The organism is Brumimicrobium mesophilum (assembly GCF_003025005.1).
In the GTDB taxonomy this organism is placed as follows: domain Bacteria; phylum Bacteroidota; class Bacteroidia; order Flavobacteriales_D; family Crocinitomicaceae; genus Brumimicrobium; species Brumimicrobium mesophilum.
The window spans coordinates 240,706-267,182 of the sequence record NZ_PVSS01000001.1; the positions used below are offsets into that span (position 1 = coordinate 240,706).

Below are 26,477 nucleotides of genomic sequence, written 5' to 3' on the forward strand. Positions count from 1 at the left end.
AATCAAATAGTGAAAGTAATAATCGTTGGAGGTGGCTTATCAGGAATTTGCTTGGCTCACCAGTTCGAGAAATCAAATATTTCTTTTCGAATTATTGATGAAGGTATAAATCACAGTTCTAAAGTAGCTGCTGGAATGATTAACCCTATGACTTTCCGTAGGATGATCAAAACATGGAAAGGCGATGATTTGATTCCTACATTATTAGAATTTTATCCAGAAATTGAAGAAAAGATTCAAAATCGCTTCTTTTTTTCCCGGGAATTACGACGTGCATACAATTCTCAGCATGAAAGAGATTTATGGATGAAGCGATTAGAAGATGAAGAATATAAAAATTACATCAATCCTCCAGAAAAATCAGAAAACACTCCAACTCATTTAAACGCACCTTTCGGAAATGGGTTTATTGACACTCCAGGCTATGTTGATGCCAAAAGATTCATGAAACACAATCATGATTACTTCATTGAAAATGGCGCTCTCGAATATTCGAAATTTGATTTTGATGCTTTAGATCACGAAGCAAAAACATACAAAAACAAAGCTTATACTCACCTCATCTTTTGTGAAGGTTATCGCGGAGAAGACAATCCATATTTTGGCTATTTACCTTTTAAAAATGCCAAAGGTGAAACACTGACTATAAAATCAGAGGTATTTAAAAAAGATGAAATCCTCAATAAAAAATGCTTCGTCTTGCCAACGGAGGACAATGATTTTAAATTGGGAGCAACTTATGCTTGGAACACAAAAGACCCTTCACCAACAGAAGAAGGCAAGCAAGAACTTTTAGAAAATTACAAGTTATTGAGTACTGCTGAATTCGAAATTATAGATCACGAAGCTGGAATTCGTCCCGCTGTTGCCGACCGTAGACCATTAATCGGCGAACATCCCACTAAAAAAGGATTATATATTTTTAATGGGCTCGGCGCAAAAGGATATATGATTGCACCTCATTTCGCCATTGAATTTGTAGATTTCTTGAAAGGAGAAGCGACAATTGATAAAGAAGCAGATATTCAACGATTTTATAAAAAGCACTTTAAATACAAGAAATCTTAATTTATCGAAATTAAAAATTAATTAAGGTATTATTCAATCTTAGCTTCTTACATTTGTAAAACGAATTTTAAAAAACAAAAATATATGTATCCACCAGAATTGGTTGCTCCGATGAAGGAAGATTTAACTTCAGTAGGATTCAAAGATTTAACATCTCCAGAAGATGTTGACAACATGATTAAAAACACAAAAGGAACTTTATTAATGGTTGTGAACAGCGTTTGTGGTTGTGCAGCTGGAAATATGCGTCCGGGAGTAAAGCATTCTTTAAAGGGGGAAGTAAAACCTGATGCAATGGCAACTGTTTTTGCTGGTGTTGATGGCGAAGCAACAAATCAAGCAAGAAATTACTTTTTACCTTATCCTCCATCATCTCCATCAGTAGCGGTTTTTAAAGATGGAAAATTAGTTCATTTCTTAGAGCGTCACCATATTGAAGGTGTTACAGCTCAAATGATTTCGGATAATTTACAAGAAGCTTACAAAGAGTTCGCATAATTATCCTCGTTATGCTTGTTTTAAAACTACACAAGCCGCAATAGGGCAAACTCTAATTCAAAATTACTAAAAAAGCAATAGGAGAAATCTTATTGCTTTTTTTGGTTATTCGCTTTTTGCATTTGTACGCAAAGAAAAATCAACCAGATTTAAGACAACCTAATTCCCAAAAGAGATTCCTCATAAAAATTTTATTCATCAAGTTGTATTAAAATTTTTACAAGGGATGACAATCTAAAGGGGAGAATAATTGAAAAAAGTGAGTAAAAATAAGGAGGGCTTAGCTCATTCCATTCAGGGTTATTCATATTAGCAAGGATGTACACTAAATATGTTTTAGAAGTTATCATGATTCTTAAATTATCTTTAATCTTCATTCTTCTACAAACAACTCAAAGCATACTTCTTGCCTGGCAATGACATCACAACACCGCGCAATTCTAGCCCCAATAAAATCCCACTCAGTATATGACCTGGTTTTTTCAACCTCACTGACAAAACATCTAAGGAGATTTTTTCAAACTCTTTAATCGCTTTTACAATAATGGTTTCATCGCCATTTAAATCTTCAAATAAATTGGTTTGCACTATTTTATTTCTGTCTTCTTTTTCCCATTCCATCAGCCGCACTAAATCCTTACCGCTAGAAATTAAATGTGCTTTGCTGTCTGAAATGAGATTATTGCAACCTTTCGAAAATGGACGATCAACGTTTCCCGGATAGGCGAAAACATCTCTCGCGTAATCATTGGCCAATAAAGCCGTGATTAATGAACCTCCTCGCTCCCCACTTTCAATTACTACAGTTGCATCGGTCATTCCGGCTACGATTCTATTGCGTTGAGGAAAGTTTTCTCTATCCGGCTTTGTGTTGTGTGGAAATTCTGTGATAACCCCACAACCTTTCGTCTCCACCATTTTTTTCGCCAGTTTTGAGTGTTGATTTGGGTAAATTCTATCCAAACCATGACCTAAAACGCCAATTGTAGGAATATTATTCTCTAGGCATTTTGTATGTACATATCCATCAACTCCATAAGCCAATCCTGAAATAACTTGAACATTGTAAGGTGCAATTTCTTTAATTAATTCGTTGATCAACTGCTTCCCGTAACTTGTCATGTTTCTAGTTCCCACAATCGCAATTGTTTTCCTTGGATTAAAATCAAAATCTCCACGCTGATAAAGCAACATTGGGCTATCCGAACATTCTTTTAATCGTCTAGGATAGTTGTTTTCTGTAAAAAAGGTGGTTTCAATAGAATTCTTCTCCACAAAATCGATAATTGATTTTGCTTCATGTAATGCTTTAGATCTATTCAAATTACGAAAACGCTCCTTTGCAAATCCAGGAATGGTAGTTTTTAAGTCAAATGAATCTTCGAATAATTTATCTTCACTGCCCAAATAGGCAAGCAAGACTTTTGCGGTTCGTGCACCAACTCCATCCAATCGGGTTAGTGCCACTTTGTGAATAAGGTGGTCTTTCAAATCTTATGTTTTTAATTTAGGTATTAACTAAGATAGTGGAATTTATTCCATTAAGGAAAGTCTTTTTCAATTTTATTTGAGAATTATTCATTTTTATTACATTTAATTCCAACCCCAAATTCTATTTCACTTTATTATTAATAATATCTTTAACCACAAAATCAAGACAAACATCCAGATGAAAAAACTCGCAATTATTCCAGCAAGATATGCTTCTACAAGATTCCCAGGAAAGCCATTAATCGATTTAGATGGAAAAACAATGATTCAACGGGTACTTGAAGGAGTTACAAACGCTAATCATTTTGACGAAGTTGTAGTTGCTACAGATCATGAAAAAATCGCGAATCACATCAAAGAAATTGGAGGAAAAGTAGTGCTTACAAAATCTTCTCATGAAAGCGGAACAGATCGCTGTGGTGAAGTAATTGAAAGTTATCATGATTATGACATAGTAGTCAACATCCAAGGAGACGAACCATTGGTTGACGCGGAGCAATTAAGATTATTACTCGCAGCATTCGAAGATGAAAAAGTTGAAATTGCGACTTTAGGTTCTCCAAAAATTTCCAATGAAGATATCCATGATTCAAATCGTATTAAAGTCGTTATAAATCACCTTTCTGATGCTTTGTATTTCTCGAGAAGCCCAATTCCTCTTGAGCGAAATATAGAAGGATATCCCTTTCTAAAACACATCGGATTATATGGTTTTCGAACTGAAACACTTAAAAAATTAGTACAACTTCCTCCTACTTTGCTCGAAAAAACAGAAAGTTTGGAACAACTTAGGTGGATGTTTTATGGTTACAACATTAGGGTTGTTGAAACAGATATTGAAACGCCAAATATTGATACACCGGAAGATGTTGAGGTGGTGTTGAAGAGATTGAAATAAATTTTGTTTTTCCTTTCGATTTTTGTAACTTTTAAAATCATATTCGGTATACACAAAATTATTAATTAGTATCTTTGCTATTATGACACATCTTGATGCCCTTCTTGGAACTTTACTTTTGCGCAATAATTGCGTTGTAATACCTGCTTTTGGTGGGTTTGTAGCCAATCACATATCGGCAAAAGTTGATGTTAAAAATGGTTTAATTACTCCACCTAGTAAAGCTTTAAGTTTCAATAAAAACTTAAACAACAACGACGGATTAATTATCAATCATTTAGCGAATGAAAAGAAGATTTCTTTTGACGTTGCTCAAAGCATTATTTCTTTAGAGGTTCAGCAAATCAAGGCACAACTAAATGACGGAAAGCGCATTCATTTCCATAATGTTGGTTTTCTATACACAAATACCGCTGGAAAAATTGCTTTCGAGCAAGATAGATTCTTTAATCTATTGCTTTCTTCATACGGTTTAGGAAATGTTCAATTCATTAGTGAAGAGGAAGAGATTGAAGCCGTTATTCAAACACCAAGGGCTGTTAATACACAAAAGGAGCTTGCTTTTGACACACCGAATATCGTTTTAGATAAGGAAGAAGTTGAAACAGCAAAAACTGAAGAAACCAAAGAAATAGAACATCCTGCTGTGGCTAAAAAATCTTCAGGTGGAATTCTTTTAAAAATTGTCAAATATGCAGCAGTTGCTGCTTTGGTTCCATTGGCTTTTTATAGTTTCTGGATTCCAATGAAAACTGATGTTTTGAAATCCGGAATTATTTATAAAGACGATTTCAATCCTTTCAAAAGCAGTGAGGACATCAAATATCAAGCTACTGTAAAAAAGGAGGTCTTAACTATTGATTCTGTTCAACCACTAGCAACATTGTCATCAATTACCGATAATTTAAACTCAGCCGCTCCAGTTTTCGCTTACCCACTAGATGAAGATTTATTTATTCCTGTTTGGAGAAAGAAACAGGAGGTAAATAGCATTGAAAATTCGGAAGTAAATGAAGTTGTTACGGCCAAAAACAGTTACCACGCTATCGTAGGTTGTTTTGGCGACCCAACAAATGCAAGCGATTTAATTTCTGATTTAAAATCAAAAGGTTTCAATGCTTACGAAGTAGATGTGAGAGGTGGATTGCACAGAATTTCTGCGGGAAACACTACCAATCGCTCTGAAATCTCATCTTTACGCGAAAAGTTAGCATCAACTAACTTGAATGTTTGGATTCTTAAAAAATAAAACCCAGTAAAATTTATATTTCTATGAAAAAAATAATTCTTTCTCTTGTAGCAATTTCTGCAGGATTAATTGGCTATGCCCAAGATATTACGAACGTTGATGGTTCATCTTACAAATTCACAGCAGTTTCTCATTTAGATGCAACTCCAGTTTTATCTCAAGGATCTACTGGAACATGTTGGAGTTTTTCGGCTTTGTCATTTTTCGAATCAGAAATGATTAGAAAAGGAGTTGAGAATCCACCAATTTTATCTCAAATGTACATTGCGCGTAAAGCATACGAAGCTAAAGCTGAAAACTACATTAGAATGGGAGGGAAAAGTAATTTTTCTCAAGGTGGTGCATTTCACGACATTCCTTATGTTTTTAAAAGATATGGAATTGTTCCAAATGAAGCTTATGGTGGATTAAATTATGGAACAGACAGACACAATCACAGAGAAGTTTTTAGTGTTTTAAACGGTTACATGGGGGGAGTATTAGATTTTGTTAATGGTAAAGGAACAGCCCCGTTATCGAAAAACTGGAAAGCTGGTTTGAATGGGATTCTTGATGCTTATTTAGGTGAAGATCCAACAAAATTCACCTTCGAAGGAAAAGAATATACTCCAAAATCTTTTGCTGAATCGACAAAATTAAACATGGATGACTATGTTTCATTGACTTCATTCACACATTTCCCAATGCATCAAGAAGTTCAGTTAATGATTCAAGACAACTGGGCATGGGGAAAAAGCTACAACGTTTCTATGGATGAATTATTGGAGGCAACTGTTAAAGCAGTAGAAAATGGATTTACTGTTGCATGGGCAGCTGACGTTTCTGAAAAAGGTTTCAATTTTGGGAAAGGTTTAGCAATCGTTCCTGAAGACGAAAGCACAATAAAAGTAAGAGGAAGAGATAATTCAAATTTCTCCGATGCTGGTGCAGATAAAGAATCAAATGCATTCATGACTCCGGTTAAAGAAATCACTGTTACTCCTGAAATGCGTCAAGAGGGTTATGACAATAAAACAACTACTGACGATCACGGAATGCACATAACGGGATTGTATACCGAAGCAAATGGAACACGTTATTTCTTAGTAAAGAATTCTTGGGGAACAGGAAATTATCCAGAAGGATATCTTTATGTATCTGAAAACTACTTTAAGTTGAAAACAATTAATGTTTATATGCATAAAGACGGGGTTCCGAAAAACATTTCTAAAAAAATAATGAAATAACATTTTAAGACAGCAAGATTTCTGCTCTTAAAAATGATTAGAAAAGGGGTGAGACATTTAATGATCTCACCCTTTTTGTTTTTAAGATTTCTATTTTTCTCCTATTCTATAAGAATGATTAAACTCCATATTGATAATTTGGTATTTAATCAACTTGAGATTTCATCTTAAATTATAATTGCCACGAAGATAACTACGAGAAAATATTTTAAATTCGCAGGATATTATTTAATAAATTCGAATATTCAACATGTCAATAGCAAAAACATACACAATATTAGCCTTGATTTCATTGGCACTTTTCACTTCATGTGGTAATGGTGAGAAAAGAAATGATGATAAGAAATCTGCCGTTGACAAAGAAGATTCTGTTTATCCACATGAACTTTTAAAATCTTTTGAAGACAGACCATTTTTCTTTTATAATGTTGAGAATCTATTCGACACAATCAATGATCCTAAAACAAAGGATGAAGATTTCTTACCAGAAAGTGAAAAAAAATGGACAGGAAATAGATACCAAGATAAGCTTGAAAAACTAGCAACCGTTTTAACACATCCGTCCGAAAACAATCCACTGTTTGTTGGTTTTGCCGAAATCGAAAATCGATTTGTGGTTTTAGACTTGATGAAAACGGGAAGATTGGCTAAAACGAAATACAGAGTTGTGCACTATGATGCACCGGATGTTCGTGGAATCGATGTTGCTTTTGCTTACGACAACGAAAGATTCAAAGTTTTGTATGAAGAAGCGATTGATTTATCAATTGCAAGTGAACCAGATTACAAAACACGTGATATTTTATATGTAAAAGGACTGTTGAAAGACAGTTTAGACATTCATGTTTTTGTTAATCATTGGTCATCAAGACGAGGAGGTGCTGAAGCAAGCGAATATAAAAGAATCAATGCAGCGAAAGCTTTACTTGCCAAAACGGACTCAATTCGCAATAAAAATACAGATGCAAAAATCATCATTATGGGAGACTTCAATGATTATCCAAACAACAATTCCATCTTCGAAACTTTAGGCGCTGGATTAGCATCTAACGCAACTAATTTCGTGAATCTAATGTTGCCCATGCACGAAAATGGTGAAGGAAGTTACAACTACCGAGGAGAATGGGGAATGCTGGATCAATTTATTGTTTCACCAAGCTTAGTTGCTCCAGAAAAAGGACTGCACATAAAGGAAAGCAAAGCGTACTTGGTAAACGATGATAAATTTATGCACATCTTTGATAATGGTGAAAAAACACCAGGAAAAACTTATGGCGGACCTCAGTATTATGGAGGGTATTCAGACCATTTGGCGATTTACGGGTACTTGAAGATGATTGGTGAGTAAAAGTTTTATGCTCTGAATAAAAAAGTAATGAAGGGACGACGTAATTCAAAAGTCATACTTTCATCAAGCAAAGTTATATGCTACATTCAGGCTATTCCCCCTTTTCATATAAAATAAATAACCAAGGCATAAACAATTATCCAACCGTCAATAATTCCGGAATAATACATTTCGTGTCTGTCGGTTCGGCTCCCAACGATTAGAATTCCCAAACCCAAATAGCAGAGATAAAACAACCATAAATGGCTAACAATTGGGAAGAAAAGATATAAACTTAAAGCACTAAGTACAGCAAAAATAACAGCCATAAACTTCGCTCCTTTCACACCAAATATTTGAGGAATTGTAGACTTTTGTTTTCTGTCATACACCAAATCACGGATATCAAAAGGAACGGTTGCAGCTAGAATGAAGAAGAAAATTGACAATCCCAAACCAATTGGGAAATCCGTTGAATCTGCAATTCTCATATATGGCCAATACACTGAAACAAGCGCCCATTGAGCTGCAATCAAATAAATCTTAGCATAAGGAACATCGCGCAGAGCCATAGATTTCGGATGAATTTTCATGGCATAAAGCACTCCGATAATGGCACTAAAAGCAAGAAACCAAAAATCAATATTCCAACCTAAAACTGCGAAATAGATTGTTACTGAGCCGATAATTCCAATTCCAGCGAGAATTTTGATTAAAAAAGTATGATTTTCCAACCAATGATGACGATCTGAAGATTTTACTTTTATTTCTCCTAAGCGAAGAATGCGTTGAATGTTGTAGATAAAAAGAGTGGCGAAGAAAACGGTGAAGCCAATTCCAATATAGTGTGGACTTCCTAGTTTAATCGCACAAGAATAGGCTAGTAAACCGGCTGAAAGGCTTACGAGAATGTTACTGTATATTAGATATTGGAGAAATCGCATCATGAATCGCAAAATTACGGGAAAATTCATGCTAAATTTGATAAATACAGTAAAATATGAACTTATTGGAAAGCTTTTCAACCGAATAAAAGAAAGTGCATCGCGTGAATCTACCGCCGTTGATTTACAAAGATTTTTATAGTTAAAACTACACTTTTTCAATGGTTTTCTGCTTACCTTTCAATCTTGCAAGGGTAAAATTACGATTAACTTCATTTGCCAACTCATAAGGACGATTAAATGCTTCTTGTGTAAGTTTGAAAAAGATTGAAAGTTTACGAATTACCTCTTTTGCTAAACCCTTCTGATAATTAAGGATTTTAGAAGCTATTCCTTTTGATAAATCTATAATGTTTACTAAGTCATTGGCTTTTAAATCGTGGTCCTCCATCAAATATTTCAAGAGTTCAATTGGATTTAATTCAAGAAATGTAGTGTGTTCCCATCCACTTTACAAATAAATGAGCTTTGGTTCAACCAAAATTATACTTACAAATAACACGATACTTATTTCCTCCAATATTGAAGATCACTCTTTGTGAACTTTTACCTAAAATATCTGCGGTATTAAAAGTGAAAAACATATCAATCGGAAAGTTCCAATCTGCCATTTCAAGGGTAAACAACCATTTTTCAAAAGGTACTTTACTTTGCGTATTGTTATTGACATATTCTTCAATGGATTGCTTCTAAATCAGATGAACTCTCATATATTTAGGTTATAGGTACAACATTTGTTTCACCAAGGGAAACTTTTTTTAGGTGATAATTAAAAAAACTATATTTAAATTAATAAAAAATGTTGAGTGCAAAAAACTGTCGCGATCATTCTTTTCATCCGAATTAAGAATTCAACAACTATTTGTATTGCTTACAGTTCGCTTGAATTTAACATTGCAGGCTTGCCCAACTAACGAGCAAAATCAACTGGTCAAATAGAAAACAAATTACATACATCATATTAACCTAAAATATTCTATTCTCAGAACTATATATCTTATATTTGCAGTCTCAAAAAAACTGTAATAAATGAGCGCATTTTCTAAACGTCACATAGGTCCTTCTGAGGACGAGAAATCAGCAATGTTAGCTGAGATCGGAGTAGGTTCAATTGATGAATTGATGGAGCTAACTGTTCCTAAAGACATTCGACTACAAAATGAATTAAGAATTGATACTGCCCTAACGGAAAAGCAGTATTTAGATCACATTGGTGAACTAGCTGTGAAAAACAGAGTATTCAAATCTTACATAGGATTGGGTTACAGTGAAACTAACGTGCCTCCAGTTATCCAAAGAAATGTATTGGAAAATCCAGGATGGTACACTGCTTACACTCCATACCAAGCTGAAATTTCGCAAGGAAGATTAGAGGCATTGTTGAATTTTCAAACAATGATCGTTGATTTGACTGGTTTAGAATTGGCAAACGCTTCTTTATTAGACGAGTCAACTGCAGCAGCAGAGGCTATGATTATGTTCTTCAATGCAAGATCACGATCTGATGTAAAAGCAGAAAAAAACAAATTCTTTGTTTCTGAATTCGCTTATCCACAAACCATAGACGTAATTAAAGGAAGAGCTAACCATTTAGGAATCGAATTAGTTTTTGGTGACCCTACAAATTTCGATTTAACTGATGATAAGATTTTTGGTGCGTTAGTTCAATATCCAGATGTATATGGTCGTGTTAAAGACCTTAGAGGATTCGTTGAAAAACTATCAAAAAATGACGTAAAAGTTGCAGTTGCAGCGGACATCATGTCATTGGTATTGTTAGAGGCTCCTGGTAAAATGGGAGTTGATGTTGTTTGTGGTTCTACACAACGTTTTGGTGTTCCAATGGGATACGGTGGACCTCACGCAGCATATTTTGCAACACGTGAAGAATACAAAAGACACATTCCAGGTAGAATTATCGGAGTATCGAAAGATGCAGATGGAAATACTGCATTAAGAATGGCGCTTCAAACACGTGAACAACACATCAAAAGAGCCAAAGCTACTTCAAATATTTGTACAGCTCAAGCATTATTGGCTGTAATGGCAGGAATGTATGCAGTATATCATGGCCCTGAAGGCATAAAATATATCGCACAAAACATTCATAACCAAACTGCAACAATCCACAAGTCTATTGAAAAAGTAGGTTTTAAAGTACTTCACGATGATTATTTCGATACTTTATGGGTTGAAACTCCAGAAGGTTTAACTTGCGAAGAATTGAAAGATGTTGCAGAAGATCACCGCATTAATTTACGTTACATCAATGAAAATCAATTTTCAATTAGCGTTGGAGAAAGAACAAATGATGCTGAGGTAAAAGAATTAGTGGCAATGCTTGAAAAAGCAATCAATGCAAAAGCTATCGAAGTGAAGTTTATTTCTTCTTTAGTAAATCAAGAATTGGCCCGTAAAACAGAAATTTTAACGCACGAAGTGTTTAACACTTATCATTCTGAAACAAAAATGATGCGCTACATGAAGTGGTTGGAAAACAAAGATCTTTCTTTGGTTCATTCCATGATTGCTTTGGGTTCATGTACAATGAAATTGAACGCAGCAGCGCAATTAATGCCAATTACTTGGCCAGAATTCTCAAATCTTCATCCTTTCGCACCGGTAAATCAAGCAATTGGTTACCACGAAATGATCAAAGAATTAGAGAAAGATTTATGTGAAATTACTGGTTTCTATGCAATGTCTATGCAACCTAACTCAGGCGCGCAAGGAGAATATGCAGGATTGATGGTGATTAAAGCATATCATGAATCAAATGGAGATGAACAAAGAGATATTTGTTTAATTCCATCTTCAGCACACGGAACAAACCCGGCTTCAGCAGTAATGGCTGGATTTAAAGTGGTGGTAACGAAATGTGATGACCAAGGAAATATCGACATCGAAGATTTAAGAAGAAACGCTGAAAAATATTCTGATAAATTAGGTTGTGTTATGGTAACATACCCTTCTACACATGGAGTATTCGAAGCAGGAATTAGAGAAATTACACAAATCATTCACGATCACGGTGGTCAAGTTTATATGGATGGTGCGAACATGAATGCACAAGTTGGATTAACAAATCCAGGGAATATTGGAGCAGACGTTTGTCACCTAAACTTACACAAAACATTTGCTATTCCTCACGGAGGTGGCGGACCAGGAATGGGACCTATTGGTGTAGCAGAACACTTAGCACCTTTCATTCCAGGAAGTGAACTTATTGATGGAGTTGGTGGAAAGAATGCAATTCGTTCTATTTCAGGAGCACCTTACGGAAGTGCATTGATTTTATTGGTTTCTTATGCTTACATTAAGATGTTAGGAACAAAAGGATTAAAACATTCTACAGAAATGGCGATTGTTAATGCAAACTACATCAAAGCAAGATTAAGCAAGCACTACCCAATTTTATATTCTGGAGAGAACAACACTGTTGGTCATGAAATGATTTTGGATTGTAGAGCTTTCAAAAGAACTGCTGGTGTTGAAGTAGCGGATATCGCAAAAAGATTAATCGATTATGGATTCCACTCTCCTACTGTTTCTTTCCCAGTTGCTGGAACATTAATGATTGAGCCAACTGAGTCTGAAGACAAAGCTGAGTTAGACCGTTTCTGTGAAGCAATGATCAACATTCGTAAAGAAATTCAATTTATTGAAGACGGACATGCAGATCAAGAATCAAACTTATTGAAAAATGCACCGCATACAGCTGAGTGTATCATCAACCAAGATTGGAAATATGATTACACACCTAAAGAAGCAGCATACCCATTAGACTATCTAGTGCGTAACAAGTTTTGGGTTTCTGTACGTCGTGTAGATGATGCTTTCGGAGATAGAAATTTAATCTGTTCTTGCCCTTCAATTGAATCTTACAATATCGAGGAAGAGGAAGCTTTAGCCTAATTATTCTTTGCAAGAAAACTCTAATATAACAATTAGTTTGCTTATCAAAGAATTGAAATAAATATTTTAATGTGAAGAAGGATGAAAGATTCCTTCTTCACTTTTTTAAATAACAAAATGGACTACGCAATAGAAATTAAATTTAAGAAATTACTAGCCGAGCTTGATGAAAGATTTGGTGGTGGATTAGATGTTCAATCTATTCTATTTCTTATTGGTGTTCAAGAATTGGGGAAAGGTTATCAGAATTTCAATAAGAGACAAAAAACAGAACTTATGCATGTTGCCGTTTGCACTGTTTTAGAACCTTACGGTTACTATAAAACCATTGGAAGAGATGAAGACAATTGGCCGCATTTTGAATTTTTAAAAGAATTACCGCCACTCGACCAACCACAGCAGCAACACTTAATGAAAGAAGCAATTCTCACCTATTTCCAAGCGGAAAACAATGAAAGTATTGACAATATCGAGATTCCAGAGGTTTTGAGATATTATGATGAGGAAGAGTAGCGAGTAAGTTAAAGAAATTCCTCATTTCTGTGCTTTTTTCAGGTTGACAGATTAAGGGAGAGACATGTCAAAAAAGTAGGAAAATAGGCATTCACTGTTTGAAAGTAGCTTTGATCATTGGGAAGTTACTATTTGATCCAGATTTATTAGAATCAAATCCTATCGTATAATCTTTCCCAACATAACCATGAACCCATAACAATGATTTATCATTCAAAAAATAGCTTATTGATTTATATTGAGCATGTGGTTTTTCAGTAAAAGAAAAATAGCTTGGAGCATCTTCAAAGTCAAAATTAGGAACAGTTTCAACACCAATAAATACTTTTCCTTTTATAAAAATGCCTAAAGAATCTAGATTAATTTTAGACCAGCCTTCAATAGAATCGTCAAAAAAACTTTTTCCATTAATAATGATTCTTTTGGAATGTCTGTTAAATCAGTAACAGAATATATCATTAATGAAAATTTCGTTCGGGAGGAATCCTCTTTATTTTCAATATAGAGTTCTACATTTTCTAATCGAGAATCTTCAACAATATCCATTACTATACCTTCTCTATATCCAATATATCCCCCTCGTGATCTAGATTTAAAAAAAGTTTTTCTCGTTACCCCATAAGTGTTTCTTTCATACTCACTTTTTATGGTGAATTCCTCAAAGTCGATTGTTTTAATATTTAAAATAATAGTATCTGAAATTTCAGATACTACTATTAATTTTTCTTCATACCCAGAAGATTTAATGCGTAAAGTGTCCTTTTTATTTAAATCTTTTATAGTCAACTTACCATTCAAATCAGAATACCCTCCTGTCTTCGTACTAGTGCAATATACATTAGCAAAAGGAATAGCCTTCTGTTCTTCATTCAGTATCGTAAACTCAACGCTATTTTGCGAGTATAAATTAAAGGTGGAAATCGATAATATGAATATAAAATATCTTATCATGTACAAAATTAACGCTATGATGTCCATTTTATAATTGGACAAAATTGAATAGATGCTAAGTTGTTGATTTTTTTAGTAAAATACCATTTATCAGCAGTATAATTCCGAGTTCGGATTACTTTCTTTTAGTATCAGCCCTGCTTCTTCATTTCATTTCCAGCTTCCCAACTACTCGCAAAGTTCAAAAATCCACTAATCAAAGGATGAGGATCTTCTTTAGTACTACATACTTGCGGTAAGCTCATCGAAGCTACACAAAATGGTCTAGATTTTAAACTAACGATTTCTGGGTCTTCAAATTGGTTCACAGCTTCAACATCCAAGACTTCAGATTTCAAAATTTCTAATATATGCGGATAAACAGAGAACCTTGCGTTGGTTAATTCAATGCGTTTCTTTTCATTATAAAGTGAAATTAAAGATTGTGATGAAGGATGAACTTCAACTTTTTCAAAAACATCTTCCACAGCCAGGTTTTTAGAAATAACTTTTTCGTGATTTTCATTGAGATTATACATCTTAACAATGACTTCTAAAAATGTTTTAAAAGATTCTCCAGTAATTAAAAGAGCTACTTGTGAAGCTAGAATTGACTTTATAATTCCATTGAGAAAAAACGCATTATCATAAGGACCAGGTGCGATGATAACGCCATTGAATTTGCTGAATTTAGCTGGTTTCAAGGTTGCGGCTTCGTGCGTTCGCATCCAATAGTAATTCACTTCGATGTCTAGTAATGCCGCTGAATGTTCAATCGCCATGTTGGTGGCATGATGGGCATTGAAAGTGAAGTTAAAATCTCCTATTATTACAATTTTTAAAGCTTCAGACATAGTACAAAACAAGGATTGCTGCGAAAAGATATAAAAAAAAATGGTCATTCCGACTAAGAATGACCATTTTGTATAATTTTATAATTTTTATTGTCTTTTGAAATAACCTACAAACACTGCATTTTCCATCTGAACTGTATCTGCTAACAGAGGATCCACATTAGAATATAAGGACAAGTTAAACCTCGCAACGAATTTCATGTATTCACCATTTTCATCTTGATCACTCACTAAATCTGTGATTTCAAAATCTTGAGGGTCAACAGCCGTTTCAGAACTGGTGTAAACTATTCCTTGACTATCACGATAAACAATTTCTACTCCGTCATCAGCATCAGTTTTATACTGAATTGGCATGGTGATATCATCTGTAAAGAACTCATTAAATTCATCAACAGTTGGTGTTTGACCTTGACCACCGCTAAACAACAACTTTCCTAATCTAATTTCAACCATATCTTGTACGCTTCCACTTTTTAAAGTAGAATAATATGTAATTGACGAAGGTTGTGGTGAAGGTAAAATCTCTTTTGCTTGAGTTGCTTGAAGTGAATACCCTTCAAAGTCTTTGATGATCTCCAATCTAGCTCCCTCAACATCACCTTCAAAAGATACCGGTAAAGTTGCTTCATAAGAAGGCTTTGGTATAACTTCATGTTTAATGCAAGAACTTAAAGCAGCTACACCTAATATTATCGTTAATGATTTAATGTATTTCATAATTCTATATAGTTTCTAGGGCTAATATACGTAAAGTAAGGGTAAAAGGTTGCCTAAAATATGAGAAAATATTTTCTTCTAAAAATCGAATTTATAAATCCACAAGAATTCTTACTCCACAACTAACTTCGAAGTATATTTTTTTCCAGCATCATACATTTGCAAAGTATACATTCCCGGACTTAGCGAATTAACATCTACACTATTATTAGTCTCACTAACTGTAGAGTTAAGAACTGTTCTTCCCGTCATATCAACAACACTAATTTCAAGCTTTTCTCCTGCTGGTAAATTTGAAATTTTAAATGTGTTTGATGTTGGATTTGGATAGATTGAAAGTGATTCTTGTTTTTGGAAGTTAAATGTGCTGAGGTCTGATGAAATATCTAACAACCAATAATCATCACCTCCTCTACTTGCTATAGTTTTATCTCCTCCAATATCAGAGTTTGATTGAATAAGAATATTGAATGAATTATTATTCTCTAAAATATTAGGGAATCCTTCAGAATCATCACCTCCAAACATAAACTGATATTTCAAAGACAAATCACTGGTATCTAAAACGAGTGTCCAAATATCCTTAGAGTTATTATAGGTTGACAATTCAACCTCCCCAGAAACATCACTATTTGTAGAGCCAGTAACAATCAAGTCTCCAAAAGATGAAATTAAACCATCATTGATTTCGTCATCATTATTTCCACCATAAGTTTTATCCAATATAACATTACCACCTTCATCCAATTTTGTTATCCAATAGTCACGCCCTCCTCTTGAAGGTTCTGTTTTTGTTCCTGAGTCATTAGAAAATGAACTCGATAAAACAAAAATTCGATTTTCTGAAACAATCAACTTTTTAGGCAAATCCGCATTATCTCCACCTAAAGTTCTATCCCACAAAACATTTCCGTCACCATCTAGCTTAACCAACCAGTTGTCAGACACTCCAAAGTTAACTTCTGTTTTATCTTGTGATATTGGTGAACTAGAATACCCAAGAATAACGACATTTCCAGATGTATCAATAGCTGCATCTTGCGTATGATCCCCTCCAGAACCTCCAATAACTTTATCCCACAGAACATTTCCATTAGCATCGATATTAACAATCCAATAATCAACACTACCAATTGTTGGCTCTGTTTTATCACCTGAAATAGGAGAGTTTGAAGAACCAATTATTAAGAAAGACCCGTCAGATTTTTCTAATAAATTTATAGCATAGTCTCCTCCGGAACCACCATAACTTTTTTGCCAAATTTCATTTCCTTGCAAATCTAATTTTATGAGCCAAATATCATTCCCCCCTTTATTTGTCGTGGTTTTATTTCCATCATTTCCGGAGTCTGAAGTAGCTAAAACCATAAGATGGTTATCTGAGGTATGAATAATTTTATTCAGCGTTTCAACCATGCTACCTCCATAACCAACTTGCCACTCTACGTCTTTATTATCATCCAAAGAAATTAACCATAAATCAACAAAACCATTATTTGCGGTTAATTTATCTCCGGAAATATCTGAAAAAGAATGTCCACCTAAAATTAAATGATCATCTGCTTTTAGCATAGCCCTTGGAATATCTCCAGCACTCCCACCAAAAACATATTGATCAGCAATTTGAAGAGTCTGGCTTGTTGAGATAAAAGTAAAAAGTAAAGTAAAACTGAGTAATATTTTTTTCATAGCGTTTAATGTTCATTTGATTATAATAAAAAGTCCTGAGTTCAGAAAGCCTGAATGAAAGAACTTTACTCCACAACTAACTTCGAAGTATATTTTTTTCCACCATCATACATCTGTAAAGTGTACATTCCAGGACATAGCGAATTAACATCTACACTATTATTTGTTTCACTAACTGTAAAATTAATAACCGTTTTACCCATCATATCAACAACACTAATTTCTAGCTTTTCTCCTGCTGGTAAATTTGATATTTTGAAAGTGTTTGAAGTTGGATTTGGATAGATTGAAAGTGATTCTTCTTTTAGGACGTTTAAAGTGCTTAAATCTGTTGAAAGTTCTAGAATCCAAAAATCTGAAAGTCCTTTACTTGCAATAGTCTTATCACCTGAAATATCTGAATCAGAAGCTCCAAAAAGTAACAATGAATTGTTTTCAGCCTCCATAATAGTAGGTGTATACTCTTGTTGACCCCCTCCAAATTTAAATTGACTTTTTAAGCTTAAATCATTCGGATTTAAAATTAAAATCCAATAGTCTAAAGAATTACTGTAGGATGGAATTGAAACATCTCCTGAAACATCACTATCTGAGATTCCTGCCAAAACTAAATCACCCGAAGCCATTAATTTAACATCTGTTAATTGGTCTAAATCATTACCTCCATAAGTTTTATCCATTAAAATGGAACCGCTATAATCTAGCATGGTGATATAATAATCGTCAAACCCTCTAGATTCCTCTGTTTTAGAACCTGAAATACTAGAGGAAGAGTTTCCAAAAGCAAAAATTCGATTATTTAATAGTATTAAATCACTTAAACTTTCATATTGATCACCCCCAAGTGTTTTATCCCATACTAAAGCACCACTGCTATCAAGCTTTAGTATCCAAATGTCCAAACCTCCATAAATACCTTCTGACTTATTTCCTGAAATCGGAGAGTTTGAAGTTCCTCCAACTATAATATTATCATCCAGAACAATTGAATTTGCTCCATCAATTGCGCTGCCGCCAAAAGTTTTATCCCATAAAACATTGCCATTGTGGTCAATCTTAACTATCCAAAAATCGGATTGGCCTAATGAAGCTTCGGTTTTGTCTCCAGATATTGGTGAGTCAGAACTACCAGCCAATATGAAGGAACCATCAGACAATTCTACGATATCGCTTAAATAATCATCTCCTGAGCCTCCGTAGGTTTTTTGCCAAAGTTCATTTCCTTGTTCATCCACTTTAATTACCCAAAAATCTACACCTCCACGACTAGTTACTGTTTTATTACCACTAATATCAGATTCAGAATCGACACCGATTAATAAATTCCCGTCAGATGTTGTTAAAAGTTTAGAAACAAAATCAACTGAACTCCCACCAAAACTCTTTTGCCATTCTATGGAATTATTTACATCCAAAGCAACTATCCAAACATCATAACTTCCATATTTTATTGTAGTTTTATCGCCAGATATTTCTGAATTTGAATCTCCTCCAATTAATGATTTATTATTAAGTCTAACTCCATCTCGAGCGAAATCACCAAAATCTCCCCCAAAAACATACTGATCAGTAATTTGAAGTGTTTGACTGTTTGAAAATATGATGAAAAAAAACGTAGATAATAATAGTGATAGTTTCATATTTGAAAGTTTGAAAAAAATTTAATGATGTTTTATGAATTACTCCACAATCAATTTGGAAGTGTATTTAGTAATTCCGTCATACATGTGCAAAGTGTACATTCCTGGACTTAACGAATTCACATCTACAGAATTATTTGATGAACTTACTTTAGATAGTAACACAGTTCTTCCCGTCATGTCCAAAATATTCAATTCATAACTTTCTCCTGATGGCAAATTTGAAATTACAAACTTGTTTGATGTTGGATTTGGATAGATTGAAAGCGATTCTTCATTTTGGAAGTTCGAGGTGCTAAGATTGGTTGAAAGTTCAAGAATCCAGTAATCTAAACCCCCATTACTAGGTACGGTTTTATCACCTGAAATATTTGCCTCAGTACTACCATAAAGTAATAAAGAATTATTTTCAATTTCTAAAATCCCAGGCGAAAAATCACCTAAATCACTTCCAATTTTATATTGATTTTTTATTGACAAGTCACTGGTGTCATTCACCAAAATCCAAAAATCTGCTGAGTTATTATGAGAGGCTATTGTGACTTCTACTGAGATATCACTATCTGAAGTTCCAACCATAACGAGTTCTCCTGATTCAGTGATTATTGGTCCAGTAACTTTGTCAAAGTAATTTCCTCCAATAGTTTTATCCATCAAAACTTCTCCGTTTTGATTCAATTTAGCAATCCATATGTCTATAGCGCCCCTCGACGTTTCAGTCTTGGTCCCTGAAACATCAGAAGTTGAATGCCCTATAACAAAAAGTCTATTATCAGAATAAATCAAATAATGGCTGAATTCTGCTCCACTTCCTCCTAAAGTTTTGTCCCAAAGAATATTTCCATTTTGATCAAGCTTTAACACCCAATAATCATATCCTCCAAAACTATCCTCTGTTTTAACGCCAGATATAGACGATTCAGAAGATCCTGAAAAATAAATATTATCATTGTCATCTAGAGCTATAGATACTAAGGCATCTCCTGCATTCCCTCCTATCGTTTTATCCCAAAGTAAATTCCCTTGGGCATCAATTTTCACGATCCAAGCATCAGATTCACCAAATGAACTTTCGGTTTTATCGCCAGATATCGGAGAGGTAGACCCTCCAACTAATAAAACTGAGCCATCGTTAAGTTCAACCATATCTCCCAAAAACTCATCATCTTCACCTCCGTAAGATTTTTGCCATAGTTCATTTCCTTGATTATCCATTTTAATCAACCAAAAATCAGACATTCCTTTATTGGGCGAAGTTTTATTTCCATTAACCCCTGAACCACTAGAACCTCCAATTAAAATATTGCCATCCGAAGTTTCAATAATTTTCACTAAATCATCCAAACCTGTTCCTCCAAAACTTTTTTGCCAAACTATGGAATTTGTATTATCAACTGAGATTATCCATAAATCCAAATCTCCAAAATTTGATGTGGTTTTATCTCCTGAAATACCTGATGATGATACTCCACCAACAATAGTCTGATTATTTATAACAAGAGCATCACGAGGACTATCATTAGCACTCCCTCCAAAAACATATTGATCAGAAATTTGGAGTGTTTGACTTGTTGTGATAAAAGTAAAAAGTAAAGTAAAACTGAGTAGTATTTTTTTCATAGCGTTTTTTTGAAAAGGATTCTTGTACGAATCTAAGCAAGATAAGCAATCTATGCAAGAAAAATATTCAGAATTTATAAACCTCTAAATAATAATATTTCGTCACGATTTTTATTCAAAAATACGCGCCAAAATAGAAGACTTCCGCTATTCTACTATTAACACGGTTTGAAACCTGTGCCAATAGTTCGTTCTACAATAGGATCATGGTTTGGTAAAAATTCTAAACTCCTAATCCACCATAAACTGTGGCAACTCCAAATTCAACTTCTTCGCCGTATTTAAAATGATCTCTTTTTGATAAGGCAGTAAAACTTGTTCTCTACCCACATATTCCACCATTTTTCTATTGGAAAGGAAATAATTACTGTAGTTTTCTCCCAATTCTTCCTTGATTTCTTCTTTAATGGGTTTAAAGAAATTTTCCTTTACACTTTCGATACGATTTCTACGCTTGTTCATGGTAAGCCTTTGCTCATTTGACATTGGAGGAATACTCGATTGACCCATCGTGATTTTATTCTCCTGAATCTCCATTTCCGCTTCTTCAAGTAGAGCTTCCACATCACTTTGAAACTTTGGTGTCTTCAATTTCGGGTGTAAGCCTTTCATGTTTGCCCAATCTTTCACCTTTTCTGGTGAAGAAGCTAAAGTCAAAGCGATTTTCTTGTCCATTACCTTGTAAGTTGGTCTGCTTAAAAACGCTCCTAATTCTTCTCGGTAATCCATGATTTTTTCAAAACGAATCCACTCTCTCAAAGAAAGTAATTTTTGATCCTTCTTTGTCAAATAGGCTACCTTATCACCTCCCGACCAGTCATACTTTTCAAAAGCCTCCATTTCTTCAACAAACCAATCGCTTCTGTTTTCCTCTTCTAATTTCTGAATTAATTCTTCTTTTAAAGCAGGCAAATGGAAAACATCCTCCGCTGCATAAATATGTTGTTGTTCTGTTAATGGACGTTGAAACCAGTTGCTTTTTTGTTGACTAGATTTGGTATCGATAGGGTAATCTTCTCCTAAAACAGACAATAAAGAATTGTTTAACGAAAGTGTTTCATAATTCAATAAACGCATAGCAACTCCTAAGTCAACGATATTATTTGGTCGAGCTCCTAAATGATGCAACAATCGCATATCTTCATTAAAGGCAAAACATACTATTTGAATTTCAGGGTTTTCTATAATTGGGAAAATCAGCTCGATATCTAATCCTTTCAATGGGTCAATTAAGTAACAGACTTCTCCGTCAAAAACCTGCATCAAACAGAGATTGAACCCATAACGATAATGGTTTTTATCAAATTCTAAATCAATACAAATTTCACTTTTGGTTGATAAAGTTTTTACTACTTCCGTAAAATCAGAAGTATTGTCTATGTATTGAATTGTTGATTTCATGAATTAGTGATCTCGTGACATTAGGTATTTGGCTAAATCTAAAAGCTCTCTTTTATTTTCTTCAGGAACATTAATTTCCTTCATATTTAAAATTGCTTTTTGATAAAATATCTCTTTTTGCTCTTCTGCTTTTTGTCGCACACCTAATTGCTCGAAAATAGTTTTTGCATTGTCTACTTTCTCTTGACCGTTTTGATTCATCAACATGTCATCCAATTTGGATTTTGTATTATCGTCTGCCATTTCATAGGCTTTCAGCAAAAGATAAGTTTTTTTATTCGAAAGAATATCTCCTCCTACTTGTTTCCCGAATTTCTCAGGATCAGCATAAAGGTCAAGAATATCGTCGTGCATTTGGAATGCTAAACCCACGTTAACACCAAAATTATATATACTTCTAATATCTTTTTCGTCTTCTGCTCCTCCAATTAATGCTCCCATTTCTAAGGCAGCTCCTAAAAGAACAGATGTTTTCAAACGAATCATTTCGATATAGTCATCAATCTTAATATTGTCCATAGATTCATAATCCATGTCCATTTGTTGCCCTTCGCAAACTTCTCTTGCAGTGCGTGTGAATACATTCAATAATTTTGGCAAAACAACTGTATCGTGTTTTGCTAAAAGTGAATAAGCTTCTACAAATAAAACATCTCCTGAAAGAATCGCGATATCCCTATCCCATTTTTCATGAACGGTTGTTTTCCCTCTTCTCAAAGGTGCATCGTCCATAATATCATCATGAATTAATGTGAAATTATGAAACAATTCAACCGCCAAGGCTGCATTTACAGCTTTTATTCCAGGTGCTCCAAATAAATGACAACCCAGCATTGTTAAACAAGGTCTAGTTCTTTTCCCTCCTAATGTTAGGAAATATCGAAGTGGATCATATAAATTCTTTGGCTCCTTAGGCAATTCCAATTTCTGGATTCGCTTTTCTAACAACTGTTGATACTCTTGAATATGCGGCATTGAAAATTCTATTTGTAGTTTTTGAAATTCTTATGAAATTGAAAAGTGTTTATTGTGAACTAACTTTTTAAATCTTCACTTTCATCTGTATCTTCTTCATCTCCATGAGGATTGTTAGGATCGTAATCAATACGTGTTCTAGGATCAATTTCTAATTCTGACAATTCGATATCAATTTCTTCATCGTATATATTAATGAAAGGTTCACGGAATGCCTTCGTAGCAATTCTATTTTCCAAGCTCAATAATAATGAAGGAAGTACCGTTAAATTAGTTAACATTGCTACCAACATTGTTAAAGAGACAAGTAAACCTAATGCTTTTGTTCCACCAAATTGAGAGAAAGCAAACATTGAGAACCCAAAGAACAATACAATTGAAGTATAGAACATACTTAAACCCGTTTCGTAAAGTGCATTAATTACACAAGCTCTTTGATCGTAACTTCTCACCTTAAGTTCTTGTCGGTATTTGGCCAAGAAGTGAATCGTATCATCAACAGAAATACCAAACGCAATACTAAATACAAGCAAGGTTGAAGGTTTAATTGGAATAGCGAATAATCCCATGATTCCTGCAGTTACCAACAATGGAATAAAGTTAGGAACTAGTGAAATCACAACCATTCTCCAAGAACGGAACAAGAATGCCATCAAAATTGCAATAATGAAAATGGCGATAATTAAACTTGTCATCAAGTTTTTAATCAAGTATTGAGTTCCTTCGGCAGCTACAACAGAAGTTCCTGTAATTAAATAGCTTAATTCTTCGTCGTCAATTGCTTTTTCTAATGCTACTTTAAATTCATTTTTATCATAATAAGTAGCCAACAAAGTAGGATCTAAATCAAATTGGAACAATAAAGAATCGTTACCATCTGCAATATTAGCAGCTGTATTGTTTCGGAATGAATTAGAAAGATCAAAAATTGAATCGGCATAAGAAGTTTCTCCTGCTTCAAATTTTTCTAGGTAAGCATCCACTTGATCGCCATAAGGATTTAAAATAGTATCCAACATTGCTGAAACACTTTTGATTTTCGTATCAATTTCATATGATCCTAAATCTATTACCTGCATCCTTAAACGGTAAGTTGTGTTTGCGGTATCAATTAGCTCCTTAAGCGATAGTCCAACCGCAGTTTGAGGATAAATCTTCATTGAAGCCTCTAAAACTTCTGCTGACCTATCCGTATTATTAATAAAGTCCTTTATTTCGTTTTGAGAAGGATATTGCGCTGGAGGAATAGAGTCTGCAGAGGAAGTGTCCGCTTCGTAATTCATTACCTGCTTGGCTATTTTAGGATAATTCAGCATTAAAGAATCACTGTAGAAGGTTTTCTTAGCACGCAAAGAATCTTGGTATTCATAAACCAATTGGGTTTTCGCCATGTCTTCTTGGAATCCATCAACATAACCTTTCAAACGCAACATGTCTTTTCGTTCAATCAATTTGTACATATCTGGATTATTTCCATAATATGACATATTGATTAATTTCATAAAGTTAACAATAGAAATAGTTTTACTAAAAATAGTGTCCTCGTTTAAGTTAGCCTGAATAGCTTCTACCTTCTCAAGTGTTTTCTTATCGAATTTTCTACCATCTTTTTTATAGTCAATGAGTATTTCAAAAGGGATAGCACCATTAAAATTATCCTGAATAAATAAAATATCTTGTAAGATCGGATCTGAATCTGGCAAATCACTGGTTAGATTTCCAGTAGCTTCCATTTTTGTAGCTCCAAAAATTGCTACACCAACAACTATAACAGTCACTAAGTAAATACGTTTTCTGTGTGTAGTTGTGATGTAAACTAGTTTATTTACAATGTTTTTAGCAAAATTCTTTTCTAAATGTTTTAAGTGTCTAGATTTTGGAATTTTGGTCAAAGAAAATAATATCGGAATGATTGTGATTGAGATTACAAAGACAAACATTATGTTGAGCGAAGCGGTAACACCAAATTCGACTAATTTTTCAGAATTGGTAAATGCAAAAGTTGAGAATCCTAATGCTGTTGTAAGATTCGTTAGGAATGTTGCATTTCCAACTTTAGAAATAACCCTTGAGAGTGCTTTTGTTTTATTTCCATGATCTTTAACTTCTCGATGGAATTTTGTGAGCAGAAAAATACAATTAGGAATTCCAATTACAATCATTAATGGCGGAATTAATGCCATTAAAATAGAAAGTTTAAAGCCCATTAATCCAATACTACCTAAAGACCAAATTACGGCAATAAATACAACCAAAATACTAAATCCTACAACCCTAAATGATCTAAAGAAAATATAAAGAAGTAGAGATGTTACAGCAATAGCTAATCCAATAAAAATATACATTTCGCTCACTACACGTTTCCCCATAACCACCCGAATATGTGGTAAACCAGCAAAATGCATTTTTCCAAAAACATGTTCATACCCTAAAGCAATCGCCTCAGCATCAAGCACAACTCCAGACTTATTCTGATCACTTAAGTATGCCTCATCGATGGATATCATCATTAATGAAACGTTTGTAGAGTCGTTATATAAAACTCCATTATATAAAGGAACTTGCCTAATTTCTTTGCGAATTTCTTCTATCGATTTACTTTTAAAAGTTTCATCTGAAAAAATAGGTTCAGCCTGAAATTTACCTTCAGAAGTATTGTTTTTAATTGTGAAAAGATCAGCTTCAGACAAAACGGATTTTATACCATCCAACTTAGCAATAGAATCACCAAGATGTTTCCACATCAAAAAGTTTTCCTCTGTGTAAAGCTTGTCTGTTTTAATGGCCAAAACTAAGGCTCCACCATCTTCTCCAAACATATTCTTTAACTGCATATAATCATCCTGAGCAGGAGATTTTTTTGGCAACATATTTCCATACTTATTGTCCATTTCTAGACTCGTTAAAGCGAAATAGCCAAAAAATATAGTTAAAGCTGTTATTAAGGAGATGATAAGTATCCTATTTCTTAATATCAGTTGAGAAAGTTTAAACCACATAAACTAAATTAAAATTAAACATACAAAGTTAAACAAAATGATAAAAGAGGATGGAAATGGCAACTATTTAACGTCCTGTTAATTAATTTATGTCGTAGCAGAACATTTTCCACAGATTCCTTTGGCTTGAATTTCCTGTTTCTCAATAATAAACCCAGGAACCTTTATCTTAGGTAATTCATCTATTTCCACACAAAAAACTTCCTGGCATTGGCGACATTGAAAGTGAATATGATTGTGCTCATGTAATCCTTCATCGTGATTACAAACCACGTCACATAGCGCTAATTTTTTTACATCACCTGGCATTACGATTTCATGAATAACCCCATTATTGATAAAGGATTTGATCGTTCTGTACAAGGTAATTCTATCAAAATCTTTCAACTCATCTTCAATATCTTGAGTCGATACAGCGTGATCATTTCTTATAAAAATATCAAGAACTTCCTTTCTAAAAGGAGTAACACGTAAATTCTTTTTTTTTAAAATATCAACATTCATAGATGCAATATTGTTG

Annotated in this window: 22 protein-coding genes; 8 read left to right on the top strand and 14 right to left on the bottom strand. The window is 34.0% G+C overall.

Going from position 1 to position 26,477, the window contains the following annotated elements; genetic code table 11:
* Positions 1 to 9: 9 nt before the first annotated feature.
* Both C6368_RS01090 and C6368_RS01095 read left to right on the top strand, forming a co-directional pair.
* On the top strand, positions 10 to 1,068 hold the full coding sequence (locus C6368_RS01090) for an NAD(P)/FAD-dependent oxidoreductase (protein WP_159038351.1): 1,059 nt from the start codon (positions 10 to 12) through the stop codon (positions 1,066 to 1,068).
* An 84-nt stretch (positions 1,069 to 1,152) separates the two neighbouring features.
* Positions 1,153 to 1,566 (top strand): BrxA/BrxB family bacilliredoxin, encoded by a 414-nt coding sequence (locus C6368_RS01095; protein WP_107037325.1) that lies wholly within the window; start codon positions 1,153 to 1,155, stop codon positions 1,564 to 1,566.
* A gap of 381 nt (positions 1,567 to 1,947) precedes the next feature.
* Here the strand turns inward: C6368_RS01095 and dprA are convergent, their stop codons facing one another.
* Positions 1,948 to 3,057 carry a DNA-processing protein DprA gene (gene dprA, locus C6368_RS01100; protein WP_107037326.1) on the bottom strand — a complete coding sequence of 370 codons (1,110 nt, stop codon included), beginning with the start codon at positions 3,055 to 3,057 and terminating at the stop codon, positions 1,948 to 1,950.
* A 178-nt stretch (positions 3,058 to 3,235) separates the two neighbouring features.
* Here dprA and kdsB point away from each other — a divergent pair, with 178 nt between their 5' ends.
* From kdsB to C6368_RS01120, 4 genes are all read left to right on the top strand, one after another.
* Positions 3,236 to 3,955: a 3-deoxy-manno-octulosonate cytidylyltransferase gene (gene kdsB / locus C6368_RS01105; RefSeq protein ID WP_107037327.1), complete on the top strand. Its 720-nt coding sequence runs from the start codon at positions 3,236 to 3,238 to the stop codon at positions 3,953 to 3,955.
* Positions 3,956 to 4,037: 82 nt separating this feature from the next.
* On the top strand, positions 4,038 to 5,204 hold the full coding sequence (locus tag C6368_RS01110) for an HU domain-containing protein (protein WP_107037328.1): 1,167 nt from the start codon (positions 4,038 to 4,040) through the stop codon (positions 5,202 to 5,204).
* Positions 5,205 to 5,227: 23 nt separating this feature from the next.
* Positions 5,228 to 6,430, top strand: coding sequence for a C1 family peptidase (locus C6368_RS01115; RefSeq protein WP_107037329.1), 1,203 nt, complete (start codon positions 5,228 to 5,230; stop codon positions 6,428 to 6,430).
* Between the two features lie 250 nt (positions 6,431 to 6,680).
* Positions 6,681 to 7,778 (top strand): endonuclease/exonuclease/phosphatase family protein, encoded by a 1,098-nt coding sequence (locus C6368_RS01120; RefSeq protein WP_107037330.1) that lies wholly within the window; start codon positions 6,681 to 6,683, stop codon positions 7,776 to 7,778.
* Between the two features lie 104 nt (positions 7,779 to 7,882).
* Here the strand turns inward: C6368_RS01120 and C6368_RS01125 are convergent, their stop codons facing one another.
* The 3 genes from C6368_RS01125 to C6368_RS17605 form a co-directional block, all read right to left on the bottom strand.
* On the bottom strand, positions 7,883 to 8,704 hold the full coding sequence (locus C6368_RS01125; RefSeq protein ID WP_107037331.1) for a UbiA prenyltransferase family protein: 822 nt from the start codon (positions 8,702 to 8,704) through the stop codon (positions 7,883 to 7,885).
* 145 nt (positions 8,705 to 8,849) lie between these two features.
* A complete protein-coding gene (locus C6368_RS01130) occupies positions 8,850 to 9,104 on the bottom strand; it encodes a hypothetical protein (RefSeq protein WP_234369059.1) in 255 nt (84 codons plus the stop codon).
* A gap of 70 nt (positions 9,105 to 9,174) precedes the next feature.
* A complete protein-coding gene (locus C6368_RS17605; RefSeq protein WP_394336199.1) occupies positions 9,175 to 9,381 on the bottom strand; it encodes a type II toxin-antitoxin system HigB family toxin in 207 nt (68 codons plus the stop codon).
* A gap of 349 nt (positions 9,382 to 9,730) precedes the next feature.
* Here C6368_RS17605 and gcvP point away from each other — a divergent pair, with 349 nt between their 5' ends.
* Positions 9,731 to 12,616, top strand: a complete 2,886-nt coding sequence (gene gcvP / locus C6368_RS01140) for an aminomethyl-transferring glycine dehydrogenase (protein ID WP_107037332.1) — start codon at positions 9,731 to 9,733, stop codon at positions 12,614 to 12,616.
* A 117-nt stretch (positions 12,617 to 12,733) separates the two neighbouring features.
* Positions 12,734 to 13,129 (top strand): hypothetical protein, encoded by a 396-nt coding sequence (locus C6368_RS01145; RefSeq protein ID WP_199851573.1) that lies wholly within the window; start codon positions 12,734 to 12,736, stop codon positions 13,127 to 13,129.
* Positions 13,130 to 13,483: 354 nt separating this feature from the next.
* Here the strand turns inward: C6368_RS01145 and C6368_RS01150 are convergent, their stop codons facing one another.
* The 10 genes from C6368_RS01150 to C6368_RS01195 form a co-directional block, all read right to left on the bottom strand.
* On the bottom strand, positions 13,484 to 14,080 hold the full coding sequence (locus tag C6368_RS01150; RefSeq protein WP_159038352.1) for a carboxypeptidase-like regulatory domain-containing protein: 597 nt from the start codon (positions 14,078 to 14,080) through the stop codon (positions 13,484 to 13,486).
* A gap of 131 nt (positions 14,081 to 14,211) precedes the next feature.
* A complete protein-coding gene (locus C6368_RS01155; RefSeq protein WP_107037334.1) occupies positions 14,212 to 14,913 on the bottom strand; it encodes a CTP synthase in 702 nt (233 codons plus the stop codon).
* A gap of 87 nt (positions 14,914 to 15,000) precedes the next feature.
* Positions 15,001 to 15,633 carry a hypothetical protein gene (locus tag C6368_RS01160; RefSeq protein ID WP_107037335.1) on the bottom strand — a complete coding sequence of 211 codons (633 nt, stop codon included), beginning with the start codon at positions 15,631 to 15,633 and terminating at the stop codon, positions 15,001 to 15,003.
* A gap of 111 nt (positions 15,634 to 15,744) precedes the next feature.
* Entirely contained in the window at positions 15,745 to 17,322 is a 1,578-nt protein-coding gene (locus C6368_RS01165; protein ID WP_107037336.1) for a T9SS type A sorting domain-containing protein, read from the bottom strand.
* A gap of 65 nt (positions 17,323 to 17,387) precedes the next feature.
* A complete protein-coding gene (locus C6368_RS01170) occupies positions 17,388 to 18,962 on the bottom strand; it encodes a T9SS type A sorting domain-containing protein (RefSeq protein ID WP_107037337.1) in 1,575 nt (524 codons plus the stop codon).
* Positions 18,963 to 19,001: 39 nt separating this feature from the next.
* Complete coding sequence (locus C6368_RS01175; protein ID WP_107037338.1) at positions 19,002 to 20,582, bottom strand: T9SS type A sorting domain-containing protein; 1,581 nt, start codon at positions 20,580 to 20,582, stop codon at positions 19,002 to 19,004.
* A 231-nt stretch (positions 20,583 to 20,813) separates the two neighbouring features.
* Complete coding sequence (locus C6368_RS01180; RefSeq protein WP_107037339.1) at positions 20,814 to 21,983, bottom strand: ribonuclease D; 1,170 nt, start codon at positions 21,981 to 21,983, stop codon at positions 20,814 to 20,816.
* A gap of 3 nt (positions 21,984 to 21,986) precedes the next feature.
* Positions 21,987 to 22,958, bottom strand: a complete 972-nt coding sequence (locus tag C6368_RS01185; RefSeq protein ID WP_107037340.1) for a polyprenyl synthetase family protein — start codon at positions 22,956 to 22,958, stop codon at positions 21,987 to 21,989.
* Positions 22,959 to 23,017: 59 nt separating this feature from the next.
* A complete protein-coding gene (locus C6368_RS01190; protein ID WP_234369060.1) occupies positions 23,018 to 25,849 on the bottom strand; it encodes an efflux RND transporter permease subunit in 2,832 nt (943 codons plus the stop codon).
* A 195-nt stretch (positions 25,850 to 26,044) separates the two neighbouring features.
* Positions 26,045 to 26,461 carry a Fur family transcriptional regulator gene (locus C6368_RS01195; protein WP_107037341.1) on the bottom strand — a complete coding sequence of 139 codons (417 nt, stop codon included), beginning with the start codon at positions 26,459 to 26,461 and terminating at the stop codon, positions 26,045 to 26,047.
* Between the last annotated feature and the right edge of the window lie 16 nt (positions 26,462 to 26,477).

Excerpts from the sequence above, each read along its gene's own strand:
- C6368_RS01095 (WP_107037325.1), top strand. The coding sequence starts at position 1,153 with ATGTATCCACCAGAATTGGTTGCTCCGATGAAGGAAGATTTAACTTCA.
- kdsB (WP_107037327.1), top strand. The coding sequence starts at position 3,236 with ATGAAAAAACTCGCAATTATTCCAGCAAGATATGCTTCTACAAGATTC.
- C6368_RS01110 (WP_107037328.1), top strand. The coding sequence starts at position 4,038 with ATGACACATCTTGATGCCCTTCTTGGAACTTTACTTTTGCGCAATAAT.
- C6368_RS01115 (WP_107037329.1), top strand. The coding sequence starts at position 5,228 with ATGAAAAAAATAATTCTTTCTCTTGTAGCAATTTCTGCAGGATTAATT.
- C6368_RS01120 (WP_107037330.1), top strand. The coding sequence starts at position 6,681 with ATGTCAATAGCAAAAACATACACAATATTAGCCTTGATTTCATTGGCA.
- C6368_RS01125 (WP_107037331.1), bottom strand. The coding sequence starts at position 8,704 with ATGATGCGATTTCTCCAATATCTAATATACAGTAACATTCTCGTAAGC.
- gcvP (WP_107037332.1), top strand. The coding sequence starts at position 9,731 with ATGAGCGCATTTTCTAAACGTCACATAGGTCCTTCTGAGGACGAGAAA.
- C6368_RS01145 (WP_199851573.1), top strand. The coding sequence starts at position 12,734 with ATGGACTACGCAATAGAAATTAAATTTAAGAAATTACTAGCCGAGCTT.
- C6368_RS01150 (WP_159038352.1), bottom strand. The coding sequence starts at position 14,080 with ATGATAAGATATTTTATATTCATATTATCGATTTCCACCTTTAATTTA.
- C6368_RS01155 (WP_107037334.1), bottom strand. The coding sequence starts at position 14,913 with ATGTCTGAAGCTTTAAAAATTGTAATAATAGGAGATTTTAACTTCACT.
- C6368_RS01160 (WP_107037335.1), bottom strand. The coding sequence starts at position 15,633 with ATGAAATACATTAAATCATTAACGATAATATTAGGTGTAGCTGCTTTA.
- C6368_RS01165 (WP_107037336.1), bottom strand. The coding sequence starts at position 17,322 with ATGAAAAAAATATTACTCAGTTTTACTTTACTTTTTACTTTTATCTCA.
- C6368_RS01170 (WP_107037337.1), bottom strand. The coding sequence starts at position 18,962 with ATGAAACTATCACTATTATTATCTACGTTTTTTTTCATCATATTTTCA.
- C6368_RS01175 (WP_107037338.1), bottom strand. The coding sequence starts at position 20,582 with ATGAAAAAAATACTACTCAGTTTTACTTTACTTTTTACTTTTATCACA.
- C6368_RS01180 (WP_107037339.1), bottom strand. The coding sequence starts at position 21,983 with ATGAAATCAACAATTCAATACATAGACAATACTTCTGATTTTACGGAA.
- C6368_RS01185 (WP_107037340.1), bottom strand. The coding sequence starts at position 22,958 with ATGCCGCATATTCAAGAGTATCAACAGTTGTTAGAAAAGCGAATCCAG.
- C6368_RS01190 (WP_234369060.1), bottom strand. The coding sequence starts at position 25,849 with ATGGACAATAAGTATGGAAATATGTTGCCAAAAAAATCTCCTGCTCAG.
- C6368_RS01195 (WP_107037341.1), bottom strand. The coding sequence starts at position 26,461 with ATGAATGTTGATATTTTAAAAAAAAAGAATTTACGTGTTACTCCTTTT.